20 protein-coding genes and 2 pseudogenes are annotated in these 22484 nt (G+C 33.2%); 18 read left to right on the top strand and 4 right to left on the bottom strand.

What is annotated here, in order from left to right; genetic code table 11:
* Positions 1 to 2: 2 nt before the first annotated feature.
* From I130_RS03490 to I130_RS03410, 17 genes and pseudogenes are all read left to right on the top strand, one after another.
* Positions 3 to 944 (top strand): acyltransferase family protein, encoded by a 942-nt coding sequence (locus I130_RS03490; RefSeq protein ID WP_034919501.1) that lies wholly within the window; start codon positions 3 to 5, stop codon positions 942 to 944.
* Positions 931 to 2067 carry a glycosyltransferase family 4 protein gene (locus I130_RS03485; RefSeq protein ID WP_198012029.1) on the top strand — a complete coding sequence of 379 codons (1137 nt, stop codon included), beginning with the start codon at positions 931 to 933 and terminating at the stop codon, positions 2065 to 2067. The genes I130_RS03490 and I130_RS03485 overlap by 14 nt, the downstream gene beginning before the upstream one ends.
* Positions 2067 to 3374, top strand: a complete 1308-nt coding sequence (locus I130_RS03480) for a hypothetical protein (RefSeq protein ID WP_051119599.1) — start codon at positions 2067 to 2069, stop codon at positions 3372 to 3374. Before I130_RS03485 ends, I130_RS03480 begins: the two co-directional genes overlap by 1 nt.
* A gap of 23 nt (positions 3375 to 3397) precedes the next feature.
* Positions 3398 to 4207 (top strand): glycosyltransferase family 2 protein, encoded by an 810-nt coding sequence (locus tag I130_RS03475; RefSeq protein ID WP_034920458.1) that lies wholly within the window; start codon positions 3398 to 3400, stop codon positions 4205 to 4207.
* Positions 4198 to 5079: a hypothetical protein gene (locus tag I130_RS03470; RefSeq protein ID WP_034919498.1), complete on the top strand. Its 882-nt coding sequence runs from the start codon at positions 4198 to 4200 to the stop codon at positions 5077 to 5079. The genes I130_RS03475 and I130_RS03470 overlap by 10 nt, the downstream gene beginning before the upstream one ends.
* A gap of 24 nt (positions 5080 to 5103) precedes the next feature.
* Positions 5104 to 6309, top strand: coding sequence for a glycosyltransferase family 4 protein (locus I130_RS03465; RefSeq protein WP_034920456.1), 1206 nt, complete (start codon positions 5104 to 5106; stop codon positions 6307 to 6309).
* A gap of 7 nt (positions 6310 to 6316) precedes the next feature.
* Complete coding sequence (locus I130_RS03460) at positions 6317 to 7261, top strand: glycosyltransferase family 2 protein (protein ID WP_083932857.1); 945 nt, start codon at positions 6317 to 6319, stop codon at positions 7259 to 7261.
* Positions 7258 to 7461: pseudogene (locus I130_RS16980) on the top strand (hypothetical protein); the annotation flags it as partial. The gene I130_RS03460 and the pseudogene I130_RS16980, both read left to right, overlap by 4 nt.
* Positions 7462 to 7581: 120 nt before the next feature.
* A pseudogene (locus I130_RS16975) lies at positions 7582 to 7761 on the top strand (acetyltransferase); the annotation flags it as partial.
* Between the two features lie 124 nt (positions 7762 to 7885).
* A complete protein-coding gene (locus I130_RS03450; protein WP_034919492.1) occupies positions 7886 to 8647 on the top strand; it encodes a WecB/TagA/CpsF family glycosyltransferase in 762 nt (253 codons plus the stop codon).
* 39 nt (positions 8648 to 8686) lie between these two features.
* Positions 8687 to 10030 (top strand): exopolysaccharide biosynthesis polyprenyl glycosylphosphotransferase, encoded by a 1344-nt coding sequence (locus I130_RS03445; RefSeq protein WP_034919488.1) that lies wholly within the window; start codon positions 8687 to 8689, stop codon positions 10028 to 10030.
* A gap of 104 nt (positions 10031 to 10134) precedes the next feature.
* A complete protein-coding gene (locus tag I130_RS03440; protein ID WP_034919485.1) occupies positions 10135 to 11184 on the top strand; it encodes a hypothetical protein in 1050 nt (349 codons plus the stop codon).
* 315 nt (positions 11185 to 11499) lie between these two features.
* Entirely contained in the window at positions 11500 to 12255 is a 756-nt protein-coding gene (locus I130_RS03435; protein ID WP_232224016.1) for a YjbH domain-containing protein, read from the top strand.
* Positions 12236 to 13363 carry a YjbH domain-containing protein gene (locus I130_RS03430; RefSeq protein ID WP_034919477.1) on the top strand — a complete coding sequence of 376 codons (1128 nt, stop codon included), beginning with the start codon at positions 12236 to 12238 and terminating at the stop codon, positions 13361 to 13363. Before I130_RS03435 ends, I130_RS03430 begins: the two co-directional genes overlap by 20 nt.
* 99 nt (positions 13364 to 13462) lie before the next feature.
* The gene (locus I130_RS03425) at positions 13463 to 14257 is read left to right on the top strand and encodes a polysaccharide biosynthesis/export family protein (RefSeq protein ID WP_034919472.1); all 795 of its coding nucleotides are present in this window, start codon (positions 13463 to 13465) and stop codon (positions 14255 to 14257) included.
* Between the two features lie 2 nt (positions 14258 to 14259).
* The gene (locus I130_RS03420; RefSeq protein WP_034919468.1) at positions 14260 to 16632 is read left to right on the top strand and encodes a GumC family protein; all 2373 of its coding nucleotides are present in this window, start codon (positions 14260 to 14262) and stop codon (positions 16630 to 16632) included.
* Between the two features lie 1192 nt (positions 16633 to 17824).
* Positions 17825 to 18214, top strand: coding sequence for a hypothetical protein (locus I130_RS03410; protein ID WP_034919462.1), 390 nt, complete (start codon positions 17825 to 17827; stop codon positions 18212 to 18214).
* A gap of 216 nt (positions 18215 to 18430) precedes the next feature.
* Here I130_RS03410 and I130_RS03405 read toward each other — a convergent pair whose 3' ends face one another.
* The 3 genes from I130_RS03405 to I130_RS03395 all read right to left on the bottom strand — a co-directional run bounded on the left by I130_RS03405 (position 18431) and on the right by I130_RS03395 (position 19866).
* Positions 18431 to 18760 (bottom strand): hypothetical protein, encoded by a 330-nt coding sequence (locus I130_RS03405; protein WP_034920454.1) that lies wholly within the window; start codon positions 18758 to 18760, stop codon positions 18431 to 18433.
* A 136-nt stretch (positions 18761 to 18896) separates the two neighbouring features.
* Positions 18897 to 19523 carry a metallophosphoesterase gene (locus I130_RS03400; protein ID WP_034919458.1) on the bottom strand — a complete coding sequence of 209 codons (627 nt, stop codon included), beginning with the start codon at positions 19521 to 19523 and terminating at the stop codon, positions 18897 to 18899.
* A 115-nt stretch (positions 19524 to 19638) separates the two neighbouring features.
* A complete protein-coding gene (locus I130_RS03395) occupies positions 19639 to 19866 on the bottom strand; it encodes a hypothetical protein (protein ID WP_034919455.1) in 228 nt (75 codons plus the stop codon).
* A 190-nt stretch (positions 19867 to 20056) separates the two neighbouring features.
* Here I130_RS03395 and I130_RS03390 point away from each other — a divergent pair, with 190 nt between their 5' ends.
* Positions 20057 to 21595 (top strand): hypothetical protein, encoded by a 1539-nt coding sequence (locus I130_RS03390; protein WP_034919452.1) that lies wholly within the window; start codon positions 20057 to 20059, stop codon positions 21593 to 21595.
* On the opposite strand, the gene I130_RS03385 is transcribed toward I130_RS03390, so the two are convergent.
* Complete coding sequence (locus I130_RS03385; RefSeq protein ID WP_034919449.1) at positions 21592 to 22422, bottom strand: universal stress protein; 831 nt, start codon at positions 22420 to 22422, stop codon at positions 21592 to 21594. The two genes, I130_RS03390 and I130_RS03385, sit on opposite strands and share 4 nt — an antisense overlap.
* Positions 22423 to 22484: the final 62 nt, after the last annotated feature.

Below are 22484 nucleotides of genomic sequence, written 5' to 3'. Positions count from 1 at the left end.
TTATGAATGTAGAGCGCTTAGGATTTGTGGATATTGCAAAGGGATTAGGTATAATATTGGTTGTAGTGGGGCACATCTCTCCAATAAAACAACTAAATCAATTAATATATACTTTTCATATGCCATTATTTTTTCTAATTTCAGGTATGTTTATTAGAACTAATTATAGCACTAAAGAGCTTGCAAAAAAGCATTTTTACAGGTTGATTATTCCTTTGTTATTTTTTAGCTTATTGTTTTTTCCATATCAGATTTTTAATTTGAAGATGGCAGGTGATTTGACTTATAAAAATGCAATTGCTATAAGTCCTATCTTTGGGGGAAATGGTATTACAACAACATTTTGGTTTCCACAGGTTTTATTTATTTCATTAATTTTAATCAATATTCTAAAAATCAGATTAGGAAAAGAAAGATTAATGCTCCTTTTGTTATCAGTAGTATTATTAATTTTTTCACATATTATTTCTACATTTTCCTTCTTAAAATATTTCCCATTTTCTATATCTGTCATTTTATATGCAATTCCCATGTTACTTATAGGTAATTCGTTGAGAGATTTTGATTTTGAAAAATACAAAGCACCTCTGGTTTTCTTGATGATTATTGCTATTGTATTCTTTTTTATGAAATTAAACTATGAATTCGATATGAAAAATAATATGTATGGTATACCCATTGTTTCGGAATTAATGGCAATTATAACCACGGCAGGTGTACTTTCGTTAAGTGCCTATTTAAAAGAAGGCATTTTAGGGACTGCAATAGCTTATATTGGGAATGCTTCACTAGTAATAATGTTTCTTCATCAGTTTATTCAACTAAGTTTGCCTATTGATATGCCATGGGTTGAAATAGTAATTGCTATTACTTTTTCCATACTTATATTTTATTTTTCTGAAAAACATCCCCTCTTAAATTTATTAATAAATGGGAAACGCTAGTATTAGAATGATGAAGGTTTTACACATATTACACGAATTAAAGTATTCAGGTGCAGAAATTATGTATGTAGATGCTGCCCCAGTCTTTAAATCTTTAGGATATGATCTTTCTGTTGTAGCTACAGCTAAAAATTTGGGTGAATTTTCACCAAAATTTAGGGCGGCTGGATATACCGTTTATCATAAAACTATACCTAAAAAAAAAGCTGTTATTCAAAGATTAGGTTACTATTCAAAATTTATAAATTTCATAAAGCGCGAACAATACGAGGTAATCCACAATCACTCAAGTGCTACCTATTGGGGAATGGCACTTTGTGCTAGGCTTGCCGGAATAAAATGTGTGCATACTTTTCATAATGTCTTTCCAACATCGTGGTATAGTAGATGGTATCATATCTGGATGCGATGGACGGCTAAAAACTTATTCAACTGCACTTTTCAAACTATTAGTGACTCCGTCTACCAAAACGAACACGAAATTTTTTTAAATAATACCACCCTCGTTAATAATTGGTATGGTAATAATCGTTTTTATCCGGCTGCTCAAGGAGAAAAAGAAGTCATAAGAAAGGAGCTGAATATAGATACAGATGCATTGGTTCTTATTTCTGTGGGCGGATGTAGTCATATTAAGAGACATTCCGATATTATCAAAGCCTTACCACGTATTATAGAGAAATATCCTAATACCATTTATTTTCATTTAGGGGAAGGAGATACATTATCAGGAGAAGAAAAGTTGGCAAAAGACCTTAAAGTGGCTAAATATATACGTTTTAAAGGTAATCAGAAAAATGTGCGGAAGTTTTTAATTTCTTCAGATATTTATTTAATGACAAGCAAATTTGAAGGAATTTCTTTAACTACCATAGAGGCAATGGCTTGTAAGATTCCTGCAGTTTTATATGATGTACCTGGATTAAGAGACTTTAATTCAACGCAACAAAACGCAGTACTTATAAAAGCAGATATCAGCGAATTGGTACAAAGCATAAATAAGCTATATAATGATAATTTACTTAAAGAGGATATTATAAGTAAGGCAAAATTTTTCGTTGATGAAAAATACAATATGGAAAAAAATGCACGGAGTATTGCTAAATTGTATAACCAAATATAATGAAACAAAAGCAGAATTGGTTAATATGGCTTCTTTTGTTCTTAACCTTGGTTAGGGTAAATACCTATACTGCTCTACAAATTGGAAATACAACTTTATGGTGGGTGATAGAGTTTTTAATTATTCTACTAGTTGCCAATGTTGGTAAAAAAATAGGGCGTATAGATCCTGGAAAAGACGCTAATTCCGTGAAATATCTATTGATCTGGAATACAATTTGTATTATTCGTGGATTTGTTATTGCTGAAAACTATTGGGAATGGAAGAATCTTGTTGGAACAGGTTTTATGTTGCTTATTCCATTAATTGTTTATATCTCCGGTAATCCTTTCTTTATCCAGAAATTATTGCGCAAATGGTTTAAATATATGCCATGGTTGTTCCTTGTATTTATTCCTTTTACTATTGGTGTGGAGCATGGTGCAGATTTATACGGGAAATATTTTGTGCCTGTCCTATTCTTACTGCCCTTCATATTTTTGTTACCGGTTAGGTATAGATTTTTTATATTATTCATTTCGATGCTTGTCATATTATTTAGCCTTGATGCTCGAAGTAATATTATTCGTTTTTTAGTGGCTGGTATTTTGGGTTGTAGCTTTTATTTCAGACGTTTAATTAGGCCTAAATTTTTGAGAATATGTAGTTTTTGCTTGTTTATAATTCCCATTGTACTATTAGTTCTTGGCATTTCAGGACAATTTAATGTGTTTAAAATGAATGAATACATTAATGGAGACTATACCACACGAGTTGTTGAGAATGGAGAGATGAGAGAAGCTTCATTGACGGCCGATACGCGTACATTTTTATATGTTGAGGTTATTGAATCTGCTCTTAAGAACGAATATGCATTGTTTGGACGCACCCCCGCACGTGGTTATGATTCCATAGCCTTTGGAGACTTTTTAGCAGAAGATCTTGGTACTGGTAAAAATGAGCGTTTTGGATCAGAGGTGGCGATACATAATATATTTACCTGGAACGGCTTAATTGGAGTATTTTTATATTTTTTAGTCTTTTACAAAGCTTCTTTTTTAGCATTGTATAAATCAAATAGCTATACTATGAAACTTTTGGGAGTTTTTGTAGCTTTTCGGTGGCTATTTGCATTTGTAGAAGATTTTACAGTATTTGAATTACAGTATATTTTTCTATGGATCACAATTGGTATTTGCTATTCTACTAAATTTAGAGAAATGGATGATTATGAATTAAAACTCTGGGTACGAGGAATCTTTGATAAGCGATACAGAGAATATTATTCTGATATTCCGGAGACCACCTCATACTTAGTGCAGAATTAAATTATATGATTACTAAATATAAAATGGCCGTTCTTTTAACCTGCCATAATAGGAAAGAAAAAACAATTGCATGTTTAAATGCATTATTTTTTGCAGAATTGCCTCAAGAATTTGATTTTGATGTTTTTCTAGTCGATGATGCTTCTGATGATGGAACAGCTGAGGCTGTTAAGATAAAGTTTCCTAAAGTAAACATTATTAAAGGTACTGGAAATCTTTATTGGAACAGGGGAATGCATCTGGCGTGGGAAAATGCTTCCGAAAGTGATGAATATGATTATTTTCTCTGGTTAAATGATGATGTTATAATTCTTCCAAAAGCTATTATTGAGCTTATAGAGTCGGCTGAGAAATGTCATTCAATAATTTGTGGAACTATGAAATCTCCAAATTCAGGAAAAGCTACTTATGGAGGAAGAGGAAATAATGGTAAAGTAATTCTACCCAATGGAGAACTACAGCAGTGTAATGTTATTAATGGCAACCTTGTACTTGTACCGAAAAAAGTTTTTAGTGTAGTAGGTAATCTTGATCCAATTTTTCCACATGCCATAGGAGATTATGATTATGCCCTGCGTGCCAAATCAAAAGGATTTTTAAGCTACGTATCTCCAAATTATATGGGTTACTGTGAGGAGAATGAATCTTTACCTAAGTGGTGTTTACCTGAAGTTCCGTTAAAAGAAAGATATAAATCTTTGTATTCTCCTCTAGGGAACAGTGAGCCTGTTGCATATTTTAGATATGTTAGAAGACATATGGGTTCAACACACGCAATAAAAAGTTACTTATTAATACATACGAGGTTAATTTTTCCAAAACTATGGAAGTAAAGGATCAGCAAATATTTCAGATTGATTCCAATTTTATTAAGGAAGCTCTCTCTCCAGGGAATAATATTAAAATTGTAGAGGAAGAAGGAACGGTTAATACACAGCCTCCAATTTGTGTTATATACTTCAGTAGTAATGAAATCTACTATCCAAATACAGAGTCATCTTTTAAAAATGCTATTCTTGAAAGAAATAAATACGAATGGCAAAATTCCAAATACCCAGGAGCATCAAAGCATATTTTTATTAGAGACATTAAAAAGCAGTGGTATATTGAAGGAATAAATGATCAACTAAATTCTCCTGAAAAATTGAAACAATTCTTAGTTGTCCAAACAGAAGGATATAAAATATACACCATTGGAAGTTCGGCAGGTGGTTACGCAGCGGTATTATTTGGTAGCCTTTTAAAGGCTGACAGGGTTTATGCTTTTAATTCGCAGTTAGATCTAAATATTACCTTAAAAAAAAGCAATTCTTCTATAGATCCTTTACTTTATAGATATAAAGATAGTGACAGATCTAAATATTTTAAAGTTAATTCTTTTTTAATAAACGAGGTAGATTATTTCTATTTTCAGTCTTGTCTTTCAACAATGGATATAGAGCAATATGATTCTGTAAATGATAAAGAAAAATTAACAAAAATATCTTTCAAAACATCTAATCATGGATTTCCATTTTTAAGACATAATATACAGTATGTGTTCTCTTTGCTACCTGAAGAACTAAGGGAATTGTCTAGAAAAACTCTACATCCTTTTAATTTTGCCAGAAAAATAGATGGCATATATAAAACGATTTATATAGTAAGTAAAGCGATTTTGAAAAGAATCAAGAAAAAACTTTATGATGAGAAAAGACATGCATAAATTTTTAATGAGCTTATTGAAATCATGAAAAAAGTATTACTTTCAGCATTCTCTTGTAATCCTTATAAAGGTTCTGAATCTTCCAGCGGATGGAATTGGGCCATAGGACTCGCAAATAGAGGATTTGAAGTACACGTATTTACTAGAACTACAAACAAGAGCGATATTCTGCATTTTGGAAATATCGAAAATTTAATCTTTCATTTTGTAAGCCTTCCATTTGGTTTAGAAAAGTTGTATACCTCTTTTCAACCAGCGATGTATCTTTATTATATGCTATGGCAGTGGAAAACACTTAAACTGGCAAAAAAACTTCACAAATGTATAAATTTTAATCTCGCACATCATGTATCTTGGGGAAGTATACAACAAGGCACTTTTCTTTATAAATTGAAAATTCCATTATTATTTGGTCCTACTGGTGGAGGACAAAAGGCTCCTTTGACATTAAAAAAATATTTTGGCGAACGAAAATGGAAATCAGAAATTAGAAGAGAAAGAGTGAGCTATCTTTTTCTTAATTATAACCCTGCATATAAAAATATGCTCAGAAATGCTAAAGTTATAATTGTTGCAAATAAAGAAACGGCAGAGCTAGTAGAAAAGATTAATAGAAATAATATTCATTTTTCGCTAGATGCCGCTCTTGCAAAGGATTTCTATCCCAAAAATTTTATTCAAAGAACACCTGCAATTGCAAATCTAAGATTATTATGGGTAGGAAGGATGATGCCTAGAAAAGGTCTTTCTCTAGTTCTCGAAGTAATGAAAGAACTTAAAGGATACAGTGGTATAAAGTTGACAATAGTTGGGGATGGGGAAATGAGAAGTGAAGCAGAAAAAATGGTGCAAGAATGGGATATAAAATCTTCTGTCTTTTTTACTGGAGCCATTCCATTTGAAAAAGTTCGAGAGCACTACAACAAAAACGATATTTTCTTTTTCACCTCTTTAAGAGATTCGGGTCCAGCTCAATTAGTAGAAGCTTTCTCTTTTGGATTGCCTATCGTAACTATAGCTGTCAATGGTCAGGATCAAATTGTAGATTCATCGAGAGGTATAAAAGTTAAGGTAGATTCACCTTTATTGGTTAAAGAATTAGGTGAGGCTATATTAAGGATAGGAGGAGATTCAGAATTGTATAACACATTAAGCAGGAATGCTTTTGAGTATGCTCAGCTACAAACTTGGGATAATAAAATTGACGAAATTGTTTCTAAATATTATTGAATAAAACATGTTATTATCTCCTATTTGCCTTTTTACTTATAACAGACTTGACGAAACTAGCCAAACGGTTGACGCCTTGAAAAGAAATTATTTGGCCTGGGATAGTGAGCTTTTTATTTTTTCAGATGGTCCAAAAGATGAAAAAGGAATTATCAGAATTCAGGAAGTTAGGGATTATTTAAAAACTATTACTGGCTTTAAAAGAATAATAATTAGAGAATCGCAAGATAATAATGGACTTGCAAATTCCATTATCAACGGTGTTTCTGAGGTTGTTCAGGAGTATGGAAAGGTGATAGTATTGGAGGACGATCTAATTACCTCACCTAATTTTCTCAATTTCATGAATGAGGCTTTATCGTTCTATAAAGAGGAAGAGCATATTCAGTCAGTTAATGGATACTCCTTGCCGTTATCAAAATTCAATGAAGATTTTTATATTCTAACCAGACCTTTTTCCTGGGGCTGGGCAACTTGGGAGAATAGATGGGATAAGAATATTTTTAATAGGACTAGGCTGCAGAAAGAGATTGACTCAAACCCTGATTTATTGACAAAGTTTGCGAAATCATGCGGTCAGGATACTCCAAAAATGCTCAAAGATTCTATTTCAGGTAAAAACAATTCTTGGTATATCCGCTGGGCTTATGATCATTTTCGAAACCATAAATTTTCTGTTTACCCAGTAAATTCTCTTGTTGAAAATATTGGTTTTAATTCGGATGGAACGCATTGCAACGGCATAGGTGCTTATAATTTTAGGATGAAACCAAGTCCTAAGAGAGAATTTAAGTTTGAAGAATTTGCTTATCCATCAGAAAGAATTACCAACGAATTCCTTTATTATTTTTCAATAAAAAGAAAATTAGAAGTTAGAATCAATGCTTTGAAAACTTCTACCGGGAGAAAGCTTTTATTTGAAGAAATCAAACAAAAGTTAAACACAAGATGATCCAGAAGCTTAAAAAATTACGGGATTATTATTTAACCAATTTTAAGTGGAAACAGCATTCCTTTGGTGATAATTTTCATGCCGGTAGGAGCGTGTTTTTATATGCTAAAAATAAGATTATCATCGGTGATAATTGTTACATAGGAAGATTTTCGCAAATAGAATGTGATGCGGAAATTGGTAATAATGTTTTATTTGCCAACAATGTAGCATTGGTAGGGAGATACGATCATCATTTTGAGCAAATTGGAATACCAATTAGATTAGCTTCGCAAATAAGAGATGACGATTATAATTGGAAAGGCTTAGATTCAAAAGTTATAATTGAAGATGACGTATGGATTGGTTATGGTGCTATAGTGATGAGTGGTGTTAGAATTGCAAAAGGGGCAATTATCGCATCGGGATCTGTAGTAGTGAAAGATATAGAACCCTATAGTATAGTGGGAGGGAATCCTGCCAGGTTTATCAAAAAGCGTTTTAGTGACGAAGAGATAGAACTTCACGAATCAAAAATATATTAATTTCCACTTTTGATCTAATTCTCAAAATAAATCATTTATACTTTTGCTTAATTATAAATTAATCAAATCGATTTCCAAATCAACTCTAGTTCATTATAAAATGAATAAAAAATCATTATTATCTCTGGAAGTTTCCACAGGGAAATATGAAGATTTTATTAGCGTTCTTAGTGAATATGCTGTTGCTAAAAAATCAACCTATACCTGTGTAGCAAATGTTCATATGCTTATTGAAGCCTATAATGATATAGCTTTTGCTTCTATAGTTAATAATGCAGAAGTGGTAACTCCAGATGGGATGCCATTAGCTAAGGGATTAGAACTGCTGCATGGAGAGAAACAGGATAGGGTAGCCGGTATGGATCTCCTACCAGATCTTTTGGGAATTTCTGAAAAGGAAAATTTAAAGGTCTTTTTTTATGGAGGTACCCAGGAAATGTTGGACCAAACTAAGAGTTATTGTAATAAAGAATATCCGCTGCTTGATATTGCAGGGGTGATAAGTCCACCTTTCCGGTCACTCACTTTAGAGGAAGAGAATGAGTACATAGAAAGAATAAATTCTAGCGATGCAAATTTTGTTTTTGTTGCTCTTGGCTGCCCAAAACAGGAAAAATGGATGGCTTCTATGAAGGGTAAGATCAATGCCTGCATGATTGGTATTGGTGGTGCTCTTCCAGTTATGATCGGGATGCAAAAAAGAGCTCCTAAGTGGATGCAAAATGCTTCTTTAGAATGGCTATTTCGTTTTGGGCAGGAACCTAAAAGATTATTTAAAAGATATTTTTATACCAATTCCCTATTTTTATTTTTATTTTCAAAAGAATATATTAAAACTAAACTTAAGATTTCTAATTCTTAAGCTCTTCCCTACAATAGCTTGTTCAAAATTTAACCCCTTATGAAAAGATCTGATCTTATCATCCCAATTTCTATTGTGGCGCATTTATTAATTATAAATGCCATATTGACCTATTTTAGTCCAGTGAATTATTTCGGCTGGCGATCGCTCATCGCTATCAATAGCTTTTGGTTATTGATCTGTTTTTTTATGCAATTTTATCCTACTACGAGAAAGGAGAGTTTTTTTACTAACTTTCACCGGTTCGTCCAGGTGTTCCTACTATTCTGTCTGGGATACTTTACCGTAATGGCTTTTAAGTCTTATGTGTTTAACCGTTATGAGCAATTCTATATTTTAAGTGTTTTATTTGGATGTCTTTTACTGTATAGAGCGATCTTCTTTTTTGTTCGGAATCGCTACAGAGCATTGGGAGGAAATTCGGCTGCAGTAATTGTTATAGGTAGAGATAATAACTTAAAAAAGCTAAAGCAAATTTTTCTAGAACCAGAATTGGGATATCGCTATATGGGTTTTTTCGATAATCAGTTATCCAGTAGTAAGAATTATAAAGGCAAGGTTGCCGATGCTCTTGATTACGTGCTAGAGAATTCTGTTGATGAGATCTACTGTTATGCTTCTCAACTAAATAAAGTAGAACTTCATAATATCATAGCATTTGCCGATAAGAATTTTAAAAAGATCAAGATAATTCCAGATAATAAAGAAGTTTTTACTCGAGCAATGGACATGGAAATGGTGAACCATATTCCTATTTTAAATCTTCGTAAATCTCCTCTTGAAACTAGCTATGCATTGTATGGCAAACGTATCTTCGATTTGGTATTTTCAAGTTTTGTAATCGTTACATTACTATCTTGGCTAATACCTTTGATGGCAATTTTAATAAAGTGGGAATCCAAAGGCCCTGTGTTTTTTAAGCAAAAGAGAAATGGTATTAATAAACAGATTTTTCATTGTCTTAAATTTAGATCTATGGCGGTTAATAATGATTCAGATTTTTTAATGGCCTCTAAAAATGATATGAGGGTAACCAGAATAGGGGCTTTTATGAGAAAAACTAGTATAGATGAGCTACCACAATTTCTAAATGTGTTTATGGGTTGCATGAGTGTAGTTGGGCCAAGACCGCATATGGAAGCACACACAAATCAATACGAAAGTTCTGTAGATAAATATCTGGTAAGACACTATGTTAAGCCGGGAATTACCGGATTGGCCCAGGTGCGTGGGTATCGTGGGGAGATAATGGAGAACCGTGATATCATTAACAGAACCAGGTTAGATATTTTCTATCTGGAAAAATGGTCACCCAGTCTCGACTTAAAAATTATATTCCAAACCCTTACTAATGCTATTGTTGGAGAAGCTAAAGCTTATTAGGCGATACCATTATTTAAAAAAAGTATATTTGCTAATTCTTCAAATAAATAATTTTACCTAAGAATTTTACTAATAATTATTTTACTAATCAAATTAACATTTTTATGAAAACCAATTTTACAAATTTCCCCCAAAACACAATTAAATTCTTTGCACTGGCAATTTTTGCATTGTTATTAGTTAACTGTAGCAATGATGATGGTGCCCCAGAAGTTTTTGAATTCAAAGAATTCGAAAATTTAAGTGAAATGCCTGATGTGGATGATCCCGAAATTGAATTCGCTGAACCAGATTTAGGATCTGTTAACGAGTCGGAAGCAACAAAAGCAATGATTGCAGATTTCGAGAGTGGATCTGGAGACCTAAGTGATGCTACCAAAGAAAATTTAACAGCTGTTGGGAATTTTTCTGATGGATTAACTACAGATTTTCAAGACGAAGCTCAAGCTTTAGATGCTGCTAAAATTGAAGAGCTTCTAAATGCTACAGAATTAACAGGAGATTATGCTGCTTTAGCTGCAGAGCTAGAAACGCTACCTGCAAGTGTTGCTGCGCTTTTCCCAACAATAGCATTTAGTGCAGACTATAACAGAGCACAAGACTTAACTAAAGAAGGAATTGTGATCAATGATCTAATGGCAAATCTTATGAGTCAGGCTGGAACTGGTCCTTGTTTTGATATTGCATTAGCTTCTTACAATAAAGCAATGGAAGCTCCTATCGCAAAACGTGATGAGCAACTAAATACCTTTTCAAGTAACCTTGAAAGTAGACTTGTAACTGTTATTGCTAGATTCGATGATAGACAAACAAATTTGCATACAATAGTTGATAATTATAGATCACTTGCCTCATCTATTTCTACCGCACTTTTAGGTTATGCCAATTCAGCTGATGATAATGATCTGAAATTACAACTTAGACAATTTGCTTTACTAAATACTATACAATCTAGAACTGTTATTAATGAATTCGAGAAAGAAGCTACAGACTTAATCGAAGATAGACAAATTGAGGAAACAGAAACTGTTGAGAATAGAAATAATGAGACAATCGAAGAAGTGAATTCTAATTTTGATGCTGTAAAAGCAGAAGCAGATGCTTTATTAACTGCTGCTTACGCTAAATGTCACAACCAAGGATCTGGTAGCTAGATCCTAATTAAATATAATTTGTGTATCCACTTTAAGTTATATGGTTCTTTCGTCACCCTAAATTTATTTCAGGGTCTCAATTTATCATTCTGATTATTAGTGCTCTAAAATTCTGACACTCCCGAAGCGTCGGGATAGAATGACGTACTTTTTCAATTTATAACACTTTACGGATATACAGAAATAATATACCAGACTTGTCTGTTAAAAGGCAAGTCTGTTTTATTACTTATCTATTAAGTAATCTCTTTTCTAATTATGACTCTTAAGTCTAAATTTTCTTTTTTATTCTGCTTGTTATTTATACTTACAGCTATGAATATTCAGGCTCAGGTTAATATTATGGGGAAACCCGGCTATATGACCACGCCCTCGGCAGACTGGATGGAAGGAAAGCCTCTTGGTTTTACATTTTCTTATGTGCCAAATGAGTATTCATTATTTAAGTCGGCTTTAGATAAGAATACTATTAACTTTTATAATGTAAGGGCAAGCCTTACCTCTTTTATGGAAGTGAATTTAAGTATTGCCTACAGACCGGAAATATCAGATAAAATTGGAGTAGGGGATCGTCAATTAGATTTTAGATTCAGGTTATTAAAGGAAAAAGAGATTTGGCCTTCTATAGTTTTAGGCTGGACACCGCCTGGTTCCAGGTTGCCAATATTAGCCCATGACTATCTTGTTTTAACTAAGAATGTGCAGGCCATAGGTGGAAATTGGAAGTTTTCTGCGGGGTTTGGATCTCCTTATGTTTTTACTAGAAAAGGAAATGAAGACAATACTTTTTGGAAATCTCTAAAAGTTCAAGATAGAAAGGAAATATATGGCAATGATTACTTATATGGTTTCTTTAGTGCTGTTTCTTATAGCCCTTTTAAATATGGAGGTTTAATGCTTGAATATGATTCAAAGACATTAAATGCCGGCGCCTACTTTGCATTGAAAGACTGGTTGTACCTTCAAGCCTATACATTTGAAGGTAAAAAAATCGGCTTTACTACTTCTTTAAACTTTTCACTCGATTTTGGCCCAAAAACTTTAAGACGCTATGAGAAAGATCTGGATTAATTTTTTTTTCTGCTTGTTTACGATAGTTTTTCAGGCCCAGAATATAAAAGACACACTAACTAAAGCTGGTTTTGAGAATGTTCAAATACTTAGAACTAAGGACACTTTAGATCTATTTTTTGAACATCGTGAATTTAGAAATCCTTTCCATAGTATGCGCTATGCAGGACTATTAATTTCTAAAAAATCTCTACAGGATGGCGAAGAATTAAATTTTATTCCAATCTATCACAATGTCCCGATGGGGAAATATAACAGTAAAGACCTTGAATATTCAAGGCTTTCAAGATCGGAGACCGCATATTTCAAGGATCAAAACAAGCTTTTTAAAAACTATAGGTTGAGTTTAAGACTTCATCCGGAAGTGATTTCCAGATTCGGTTTTTATTCAGATCCTTTTGAAACAAAATTCAATATAAACCTGGATACCAGAGTTTATATAGCAAGAGGCTTAAGCGTACAAACAGGAATAGTGATTCCAATTGTGAATAATCTGGATAATCAGAACATGCAATTACGTCTCGCCCCTTCTATGCTGCATTATTTCAATCAGCCCTGGGATCATAATTTTATCTCTGCCAGTGTAGGTAGTTTTTATAATAACAGGTATGGGGTAGATCTTGAATTTAGACATGCCAATTTTAGTAAAAGATGGAGTTATGGAATAGCTACTGGATTAACTGGGTTTTATTGGTTAAACGGCTTGAGCCTTTATAACGAACCTTTAGATGATATTTATGCCACTGCCGATGTGGAATATAGATTGCCTTTAGAAAACTTGAGTATTAAATTAACCGCAGGTCAGTTCTTATTTAAAGATAAGGGGGTGAGGTTCGATCTTATTAAACAATTTGCCGCTGCAGAAATAGGACTTTTCGCTTCTGCAACAGATATAGGTACTACTACAGGCTTTCAATTTGCATTCGCTTTATTTCCGGGCAAAATTTTTAGAAACAGAAAAGTAGAGCTTAGAACCACAGAAGAATTTAGATGGGAATACACTTATAACAATGTAGATGCTGTAGGCCAAAATTTTAGAATTGGAATGCCAAGATTGTCGGATATTTTAAGGCAATACAATCAGAACTACCTCAATTCCTTAAATTAATGATCTATTACAGTCTAATCTTAGCGGGTAGCCATCTTATTATAAATTCTTAAAGTTTAGTTAAATCTAATTAGTTATTTTCGCAGCAAATATTAAAAAATGAAGTTTTCAAATATTTTCCCTAAAGTTATTCTGGCACTTCTGGCCACACTTACCATTACCTCTTGTGTCTCTAGAAAAGAGATCACTTATTTTCAAGGCTTGGATGAAATTCAACAGCAAGCCACTGCCGCAAAGAACGGCTTACAAATTTCCCCTAATGACCTTTTAACAATTTCGGTTTCTGCTTATAATATGGAGGCGGCAATGCCTTTTAATCTCCCCGTAGTTGGAGCCTCTGTTGGAGGTTCAGATGCAGGATTAAGAGTGTCTGGTACTCCGCAGCTGCAGTCATTTTTAGTAGATAGCGATGGGAATATTGAATTTCCGCAATTAGGAACTGTTCAGGTCGCTGGCTTGAATAGACAAGAATTAGCGGCGAAGTTAAAAATAGCTATTAGCGAGTATGTACAAGAACCTATTGTAAATGTGCGTATTGTGAATTTTCAAGTAAGTGTATTAGGAGAAGTGAACCGGCCGGGAACTTTTAGCGTACAAGATGAATATTTAAGTCTTCCTAAAGCATTAGGTCTTGCCGGAGATATGAGTATTTATGGACAACGAGATAATGTATTAGTGATGCGCGAAACAAATGGTGCTAAAACCTATGCGTATTTAGATATGACAGATGCAAATATCATTAATTCCCCTTTCTACTATTTGCAGCAGAATGATGTGGTTTATATAGAACCAAATAATGCCCAAAAACAAGGTGCAGGATATAATAGAAATGCTTCCGTTTATATTTCTGTTGCCTCAGTTTTAATTTCCTTAATCGTATTGATAGCTAGATAATTATGTCCCAACAACCTACACTTTACAATCAACAGGAAGAAGAGATTAACCTGCGAGAAGAATTAGAAAAGTATCTTAGATATTGGCCATGGTTCTTAATTAGTTTAATACTCTGTATCGTTTTTGCGTTTTTATATTTAAGGTATTCTACCCCCATTTACCAAACTAAAGCTACTATCATTATTAAAGATGAAAAGAAAGGCGGTATCATGTCGGAATTATCTGCTTTTGAAGACATGGGAATTCTAAGTGGTATGGGCGGTGGTAATAGCATTGAAAATGAAATGGGAATTTTGCGTTCCAAGCAACTCATTACAGATGTAGCTAAGAAATTGCAGCTGAATGTTCGTTTTTATGCAGAAGGAGATGTAAATACTACCGAGCTTTATGTAAACAAACCTTATGAAATTCAGATCCTTCAAGAAAATCAAGAGGAGTTATTAGAGGCTCAGAACTATAGTATTATTAATGAAACGGAAACGGGTTTAACTTTACAGAATGAGTTAACAGAAGAAGAACTGAATCTGAATTTTGGGGAACCAGTTAGCCTGGATTTTGCAACCATTGTAATTAATAAAGCTGAAAATTTTAAAGGAAAAATTGAAGATCCTTTACAAATAAGTTTTACTACAGTAGCTTCAGTTGCCGATAGTTATAGAGGGAAAATTCACTTAAATCTAACAGACAAAAATTCGAGTTTAATAGAATTAAATCTGGATGATCCTATCAAGGTAAAAGCTCAACAAATATTAGATCAGCTAATTCTGGAATATAACCGCCAGGCTATTGAAGACAAGAATTTAGTAGCTACCAATACGGCTCGTTTTATTGAGGACAGGCTGGATATAATTACTGGGGAGTTGGATTCTGTAGAAACAGGAAAAGAAGAATTCAAAGAATCCAATCAGTTAACAGATATACAGGCAGAATCTCAGTTGTTTATAGAGAATGCTAGTGATTTTAATAAAAAGAGGCAAGACATTAATACGCAATTAGAGTTGAGTAATGCCATGCTAGACTACCTTTCTAAAGATTCAGACTCAGATCTTTTGCCTTCTAATTTGGGTATATCAGAATCTGGAGTGAATGCTGTTATTTCAGAATATAACACGTTGGTATTAGAACGAAATAGGATCTTAAGGGGTTCTACCCTTAAAAACCCTGTGGTTGTAGATCTAAATTCTCAAATAGACCAAATTAGAGCTAATGTCTTACAAAGTCTGTCAAGGATGCGTTCTAATTTGCAAATTGCAAAAGCAGACCTAGATAGTCAAGCAGCTACAATGGGCTCTAAGATCGCTTCTGTTCCAGGGAAAGAGAAGCAATATAGAGGAATTGAGCGTCAGCAAAATATTAAAGAAGCTTTATATTTATTTCTACTTCAAAAGAGAGAAGAAACAAGTCTTTCTTTAGCCGTTACTGCTCCAAAAGCCAAAATTGTAGATAGAGCCTATAGCTTGAGGGAACCCGTATCACCAAAAAGAAAGATAATTTTATTGGCAGCATTAATATTAGGACTTTTAATTCCGTTTTTATTCATCTATTTAAAAAATCTGTTCAATAATAAGATTGAAAGTCAGAAGGATATGCAACGGGCTATAAAAATAATCCCTTTAGTTGGGGAGATCCCAAAAGTTGCTAGAAAAGAGGAGGATCTAATCACCAAAAATGATCGTTCTGTACTCTCTGAAGCATTCAGGATCTTACATACCAACTTACAATATCTTTTAGTTAATGCTGGAGATACTGAGGGAGCTAATGTGTTATTCGTTACTTCTACGGTTAAGGGAGAGGGAAAGACCTTTGCAGCCTTTAATTTGGCATTAACTCTTGCAAACTCTGGTAAGAAAGTACTTATAATGGGTGGAGATCTTAGAAATCCGCAATTGCAACGGTATGAAATGGATTCCAAACAGTTTAAAGGAATTAGTGATTATTTAGTAGATGCTTCACTATCACTAACATCTTTAATAAAGCAATCCCAGCTGCATTCTAATTTAGATCTATTGGCATCTGGAAGTATTCCTCCAAACCCTTCTGAATTATGGAGAACTCCTAAGGCACACAGCATGTTTGAAGATCTAAAATCTGAATATGATTATATCGTGGTAGATACGGCACCGGTAATGTTGGTTACAGATACATTCCTGATCAATAAATACGCAGATCTTACTCTTTATGTAGTGAGAGCTGGATATACTGAAAAGAAACTTATTGAATTTGCTATAGATGCTAAGAAAGATGGCAAATTACATGATGTTAGTTTTGTCTTGAACGATGTAAAACTTGCCAATTTTGGATATGGTAATAAGTATGGCTATGCTTATGGAGTTGAAAAGAAAAGTTTCTTTGAGAAGTTAAAAGGCAGGTTTTAGCGTCATCCCAACCCCAACCTTTCCCAAAATGAAGGGAGGGCTTTAAAAATCTTCATCCTGATTTTCAAGTCACCCTGAATTTATTTCAGGGTCTTTCCATCCTAGGTCGGATCTCATTGGAAAAGAACTCATATTTGAAGATTGAGATTTCTCAGCCGTTCAAAGGCTCTTTCGGAAAAACAATTTAATTCTTTGAATTCAAACTTTTATAATAGTAATCCCCGACGGGCAACTTTCGGGGATTTTTTGGTTTTATATATCACTTAAATGTCATCCCGATATGAGCAACTGCAAGAAGCGATTGAGGGATCTCAATGGAGTAGAGAGTGTTATAAGTGATATAGATTTCTCCTCCACTATGTTCCGTTCGAAATGACAAAGGATTTGAATTGTCAGACCGCCCCGAAGCATCGGGAGTTCGAAGTTGACATTTTTCACTGTCAGACTGAGCCTGTCCAAGTCTAGACAATATAATCCACATTCCGACATCCCTATTTGTCGGAGAATGGGGCAAGCGCGTCAAGCTTTCTTCATAGAAGTATTCGTGCATGCGTGGCAGGATTAAAATCAGATAGTATTAGGTTTCCTTGTTGTCATCCTGACGCAGGAAGGATCTATTCTTATTTATAGCATCTCAAAGATTCTACGACATCCCGATAGCTATCGGGACAGAATGACATTTTACTTTTATACATGTTCTGGCATCTCGACTCTGCTCGATGTGACAATTTGCTTAACACCTCCCGAAGCGTCGGGAGGTTTCAGGGTCAAACAACTCTGTCAAGAATCCAGTTTAAATATTGCTAGCTGCTGAAACAATCACGATTGTTGTCGGAACAGCAAGATGATTAATATTAATTACGTAACCCTTTCCTGACGAATCTGGTGGGGTTATTAATAAATAAAGATTCGATTTTAAACATGTAAGATTTTTCTTCACTTTTTTGTGTCCTATTAAAAACGCTATTTATTGAAAATCTTTCTTTAAGTGAGGTTTTTCATTTTTTAATCTTCAATTAGCCTTAATATCTTTTCTTAATCCCTTCGAATTGGGTAATTAACCTTAATAATTTACCACAGCGACAATTTTCCTTTCAAGGATAAATTTTAACACATCACCCCTTGTTTTAAATCTTAAAATTTTGTTAATTTAGTTTTATTGAAAAATGTATCAACCCTAACATTCTATCAGATGACAGCAGTAGCTTATAAATCTTCAATTCTTTCCTCTTATTACAAAATGGATAATGTTCTTTATGAAATTCGTGATGCTAAAGGCATCGCGATAAATTTGCGATATGAAGCTTGGAAGGAAGAGGTATTGAGGGATTTATTACAGGCGGGTTTTATAAAGATTCAGAAGGATCTTTATACCATTTCTGAAGAAGGAAGGGAAGTGATTCAGCAGGAAAGTTTTTTATATTATAATAAAAGGATAAAATTAAATAAAAGTGAACCTGTTGATACAGATTTAGAAGAAAAATCCAAATTGTTAAGTAAAATCCGAGTTCTTCTTATCTGCGGAAGTGTAATAAGTGTTGTTTTGCTTTGGTTATTGATGAAATCGGGTGTAATGTTTTAACCGAATTGATCTCAAAAATTGTCAAAGAGTCTTAATTGAAAAAAGAACAACTTTAAGATATAAAGTTTCTGGAAAGGAAGTTTGATCTAAAATACTTAAAATAGTAGAACTTAATCTAGCCACAAGATGAGGCCAAATAGAATTTAATAATCTAGAATAAAAAAATCCCCAACTTCTCAGTTGGGGATTTTTTAGTATATAATTAATTTTTGTTTCCTAAGCTGCACTTACAATATTATAATGGGTAAGTAAATTCTGATAGAAATATAAGCTGTTTTCATCTGTTTTAACACAAGATTGAATAAAGCTTCCAAGGTCTAAGCATTCAAAAGTGATAGGAGTATACTTTGCTTTTGCTACAGGTAATTGAAGATCTACGGTCTGATCTGCATAATTAATTTTAACTTTCTTTGCGTCAAAATATCTTTTAATAATTGCTTTGTGTAAGCTTTCAAACTTAGAGTTGTCTACGTCTTGATTCGTAATACTATAAGAGATTAAATTTTTAACATCTTCAAGGATTACGTTTAATGTAAAGTTTGCCATATTCAGGTTCATAAATATTATTAATTACGTAGGGTTGAGAGGCAAAGTTACACTTCATAATGTTAATAAAACCCTAACATCTACTTGATTAGCAAATAATTAACTATCTGAGCTCTTAGGCGGCTATATAAGGACTTTATCGATAAATGAATGAAATGGGGTGGTTTATTATTCTATGGGATTGATCTACAGAGGAAGAATTGACGTATGTTGTTTTTTCCCTTTTCACTTTTCCATAGTCATTATGCACGTGACCAAATATATGATGACTGATATTTAATTTACTTAATCGCATTTTTAGATTTTTACATCCAATCATAGATTTATTATCTACCTCATCTAAGGTGCCAAAAGGAGGGGTGTGGGTAATTAAGATATTTGTGGTTGCAGGGATTTTGCTCCAATGTTGAGAAATAGGTCTACCACGATCTTTTGTAAAAGCCCAGCTATTATCTCCCGGAGTGTAAGGGGAGCCCCAAAAGTTGATATCTTCAATGCTCACGCCAGTATCTTCTAAATAATGAATGTTGGATGGAATGAACTGTTCTAACTTAGAAGATTTCTTTTGCAAATAGAAATCATGATTTCCGGCAATCAATATTTTATGTTTATAAGGAGTTGAAGAATACCATTCAAGAAAATTAGTGGTTTCTTTTTTCGTACCCGCTTCTGTAAAATCTCCTGCATGAACTATACAATCGCCATCAGGAAGTATTAAATCCTCATGTTTATTGTGAGTGTCAGAAATGCAAATAATCTTCATAAGTACTTGTAAAAAAAATCCGATGAAATCAATTTCATCGGATTTTTCAAATTATAGCCATTATCACTTTCAATCTTTACAACAACTTCGACTACAATTTTATTAACGCTTAATTCTATTTTTTGATATATTCTTCAGCAATAAGGTCGTCATTAGGAAACGAGTCTATATCTGAAGGTAAAATTTTATTTGTAAATTTCGTAATAGCAAATGCCACGATAAAAGCTGTAAAAGCGAAAAATAAAAATTTCATGCCCAAGCTGTCTGTCATAACCAAACTGTAAAAGCCAAGAAATACTTCAGTGGCCAGAAACACAATCTTTAATGCTAGTTTAAATATCATTTTTAAAAGGAGTAATAGTTTTTATAAATTCTAAATTTAATTATTCAAATATAATACCTTGAGTCGTTATTTAAATTGAATAATTACATTTTGACTTAAATTTAACGTATAGGTTTTCAGTGTCTTAAAGGAAATAAGTTAAAATATGTATAACACAAATCAAGAAAACTCCTCAGCTTTGTAAATTGGCTTGATAAGTACAGATACCGTGGAGAAGAAATACAAGATTATACTTTATGTTTTTATAGGTCTATTTATTTTATTAGGTCTTGTATTCTTTGCTAATAAAATAGCGAAACAAAAAATTAAGGCGGGAATAGAGCAGGAGTTACTTAATTCTAATGTAGAATATGAGGACATAAGTGTAGATATAATTAGCGGTAGTTCTGTGGTTTCCCGTCCAAGCTTAAAACTTGGTGGTGCAATAATTAAGTCTGAAGAATTAAGTGTTATAAATCTAGACTACAAAGAATATTTCTCCAATAAAAAAATTGTCTTTGATAGGATTATTTTTAAAAAGCCTGAGATTCTAATCACTCCATCTGACACTCTTGAGGACCGAGATAAGGATACATCAAAAAAAGATTTTAAAGAGGATATAAAAATCAGGCACTTGGTGATTCAAGATGGTCAACTAAAAATATCTAAAAATGATACTGTAAAAGAAGACTTATATGTTTCTCTTAAAAGTATGGATATTTATGATCTTCATATTACTAAAAAAAGTCTTAGAAATAAGATCCCTTTCAGATTTAGGGAAGTTTCAATAGAAAGCGACTCTCTATTTTATTCTTTAGATCCAGAACATGAGCTTCACGTTAAAAATTTTCAGCTCGATAAAGGAACTTTGCAGATGTCTGATCTCAGGATACTCCCGATATTTAGCAAGGCAGAATTTGATCAAAGACAAAATATAGAAAAAGATAGATTTGAATTGAAGGTTCCTATTCTTAATATGAAAGGTTTCTCTTGGGGCTTTAATGGAGATAAACTTCAGCTAGAAAGTGCGACAACTTCTTTTGAGAATGCTGAATTTTTTGTTTATAGAAATAAACTTCTTCCAGATGACACTTCTATAAAACCTCTATATAGTAGAAAATTAAGAGAGCTTGATACTAAATTGAAGTTTGATTCTATCCAGATTTCCAATTCCAGTTTAATTTATGAAGAAAAATCTGTGGCAGGAAAACCGCCGGGAAAAGTGATGTTCTCCCATTTAAATGTATCTATTGCCAATGTTTCTAATATAAATATGGAAGCTGAAGGTTTTCCTCTAACCACTATTAAAGCGAAGACTAAGTTCATGGGGGAATCTAATTTGAAATTTAATATGGAATTTGATATTAGAGACCCTAAAGATAAATTCAACTTTTCTGGAAGTCTTGCCGGAATATCTGCAGATGCTATGAATTCATTTTTAAAACCGGCATTAAATATAGTAGTAGAAGGAAAGATATCTTCTATGTTCTTTAATTTCTACGGGAATGATGACAATGCACTAGGGGATACCCGTTTGCAATATCATGATTTTAAAGTGGAAGTGCTCAGAAAAGATGGTGTTAGGAAAAATAAATTTTTATCTGGTATCGCCAACCTAATTTTGAAAAATGAAACTGCAAATAAGAAAATAGACCAACAGAACATTTCTGCAATCAGAGACAAAACAAAGTCATTCTGGAATTTCCTTTGGTTGTGTATTCGAAATGGAGCTCTAAAAAGTTTTCTTTAGATCTTAAAAGTGATCACTGGTCTGTTTGCGTGGTTTACTAGATCTTCACTGATGCTTCCATTAAAGAAATGAGCTAATCCTTTTCTGCCATGAGTGCTAATGCCCACTAAGCCTGCATTGATGCTTTTTGCGAAATTAAGCACGCCTTTTTCAACCGTAACGTCATTATAAACATTAAGAGAATGATGTTCTATATCTTCACCTTTTACAAAATCTTCTAAACATTGATTAGCCTCTATCGAGGTTTTAAAATTATTAGCGGTGTTTATATAGACAAGATGTAAATGGGCATTGATCTTTTTTGCAAATTGGATCGCTTTATTTAGAGTATGTTTATGTTCCAGATCACAATCTGTAGCGAAAACGAAGTTATTAATGTCGAATTTCTCGTGTTCGTTTTTTATTACCAACACCGGAATGGTGGAATTTCGAACAACTTTTTCTGTATTAGATCCAATAAAGACTTCCTTAAATCCGCTGGAACCATTAGAACCCATGACAATAAAATCACAATTATGTTCTTTGCTCACTTCCATAATTCCATCAAAAGCTTGATGAAATTCTACAATATCATGAACTATTATTCCTTCTAAAAATGGGGAGTCTATTAGTTTTTTGAATTTTTGTCTTGCTAACTTCATGAAAAACAATGCTTCAGGCAAGTCTTGGGTGCTACTTCCGCTTACGGGATTTACAAGTTGTAAAGGTAATTCCAACATATGTAGTAGGAATATTTCTCCATCGAAACGCTTAGCAAATTCAACAGCAACTTTTAATGCGTTTTCCGCTTGTACGGAAAAGTCAGTAGGAACGAGGATTCTTTTCATGGTAAAGCTTTAAGAATGATTGTCTTATTAAATTTACGAATTATATTTCATTTACTAAGCTG

This window comes from Gillisia sp. CAL575 (assembly GCF_000403785.1).
Classification (GTDB): domain Bacteria; phylum Bacteroidota; class Bacteroidia; order Flavobacteriales; family Flavobacteriaceae; genus Gillisia.
This window is presented reverse-complemented; position numbering and strand designations above follow the sequence as displayed.

Coding starts and splice junctions, on each gene's coding strand:
- I130_RS03490 (WP_034919501.1), top strand. CDS start 3: ATGAATGTAGAGCGCTTAGGATTTGTGGATATTGCAAAGGGATTAGGT.
- I130_RS03485 (WP_198012029.1), top strand. CDS start 931: ATGGGAAACGCTAGTATTAGAATGATGAAGGTTTTACACATATTACAC.
- I130_RS03480 (WP_051119599.1), top strand. CDS start 2,067: ATGAAACAAAAGCAGAATTGGTTAATATGGCTTCTTTTGTTCTTAACC.
- I130_RS03475 (WP_034920458.1), top strand. CDS start 3,398: ATGGCCGTTCTTTTAACCTGCCATAATAGGAAAGAAAAAACAATTGCA.
- I130_RS03470 (WP_034919498.1), top strand. CDS start 4,198: ATGGAAGTAAAGGATCAGCAAATATTTCAGATTGATTCCAATTTTATT.
- I130_RS03465 (WP_034920456.1), top strand. CDS start 5,104: ATGAAAAAAGTATTACTTTCAGCATTCTCTTGTAATCCTTATAAAGGT.
- I130_RS03460 (WP_083932857.1), top strand. CDS start 6,317: ATGTTATTATCTCCTATTTGCCTTTTTACTTATAACAGACTTGACGAA.
- I130_RS03450 (WP_034919492.1), top strand. CDS start 7,886: ATGAATAAAAAATCATTATTATCTCTGGAAGTTTCCACAGGGAAATAT.
- I130_RS03445 (WP_034919488.1), top strand. CDS start 8,687: ATGAAAAGATCTGATCTTATCATCCCAATTTCTATTGTGGCGCATTTA.
- I130_RS03440 (WP_034919485.1), top strand. CDS start 10,135: ATGAAAACCAATTTTACAAATTTCCCCCAAAACACAATTAAATTCTTT.
- I130_RS03435 (WP_232224016.1), top strand. CDS start 11,500: ATGAATATTCAGGCTCAGGTTAATATTATGGGGAAACCCGGCTATATG.
- I130_RS03430 (WP_034919477.1), top strand. CDS start 12,236: ATGAGAAAGATCTGGATTAATTTTTTTTTCTGCTTGTTTACGATAGTT.
- I130_RS03425 (WP_034919472.1), top strand. CDS start 13,463: ATGAAGTTTTCAAATATTTTCCCTAAAGTTATTCTGGCACTTCTGGCC.
- I130_RS03420 (WP_034919468.1), top strand. CDS start 14,260: ATGTCCCAACAACCTACACTTTACAATCAACAGGAAGAAGAGATTAAC.
- I130_RS03410 (WP_034919462.1), top strand. CDS start 17,825: ATGACAGCAGTAGCTTATAAATCTTCAATTCTTTCCTCTTATTACAAA.
- I130_RS03405 (WP_034920454.1), bottom strand. CDS start 18,760: ATGGCAAACTTTACATTAAACGTAATCCTTGAAGATGTTAAAAATTTA.
- I130_RS03400 (WP_034919458.1), bottom strand. CDS start 19,523: ATGAAGATTATTTGCATTTCTGACACTCACAATAAACATGAGGATTTA.
- I130_RS03395 (WP_034919455.1), bottom strand. CDS start 19,866: ATGATATTTAAACTAGCATTAAAGATTGTGTTTCTGGCCACTGAAGTA.
- I130_RS03385 (WP_034919449.1), bottom strand. CDS start 22,422: ATGAAAAGAATCCTCGTTCCTACTGACTTTTCCGTACAAGCGGAAAAC.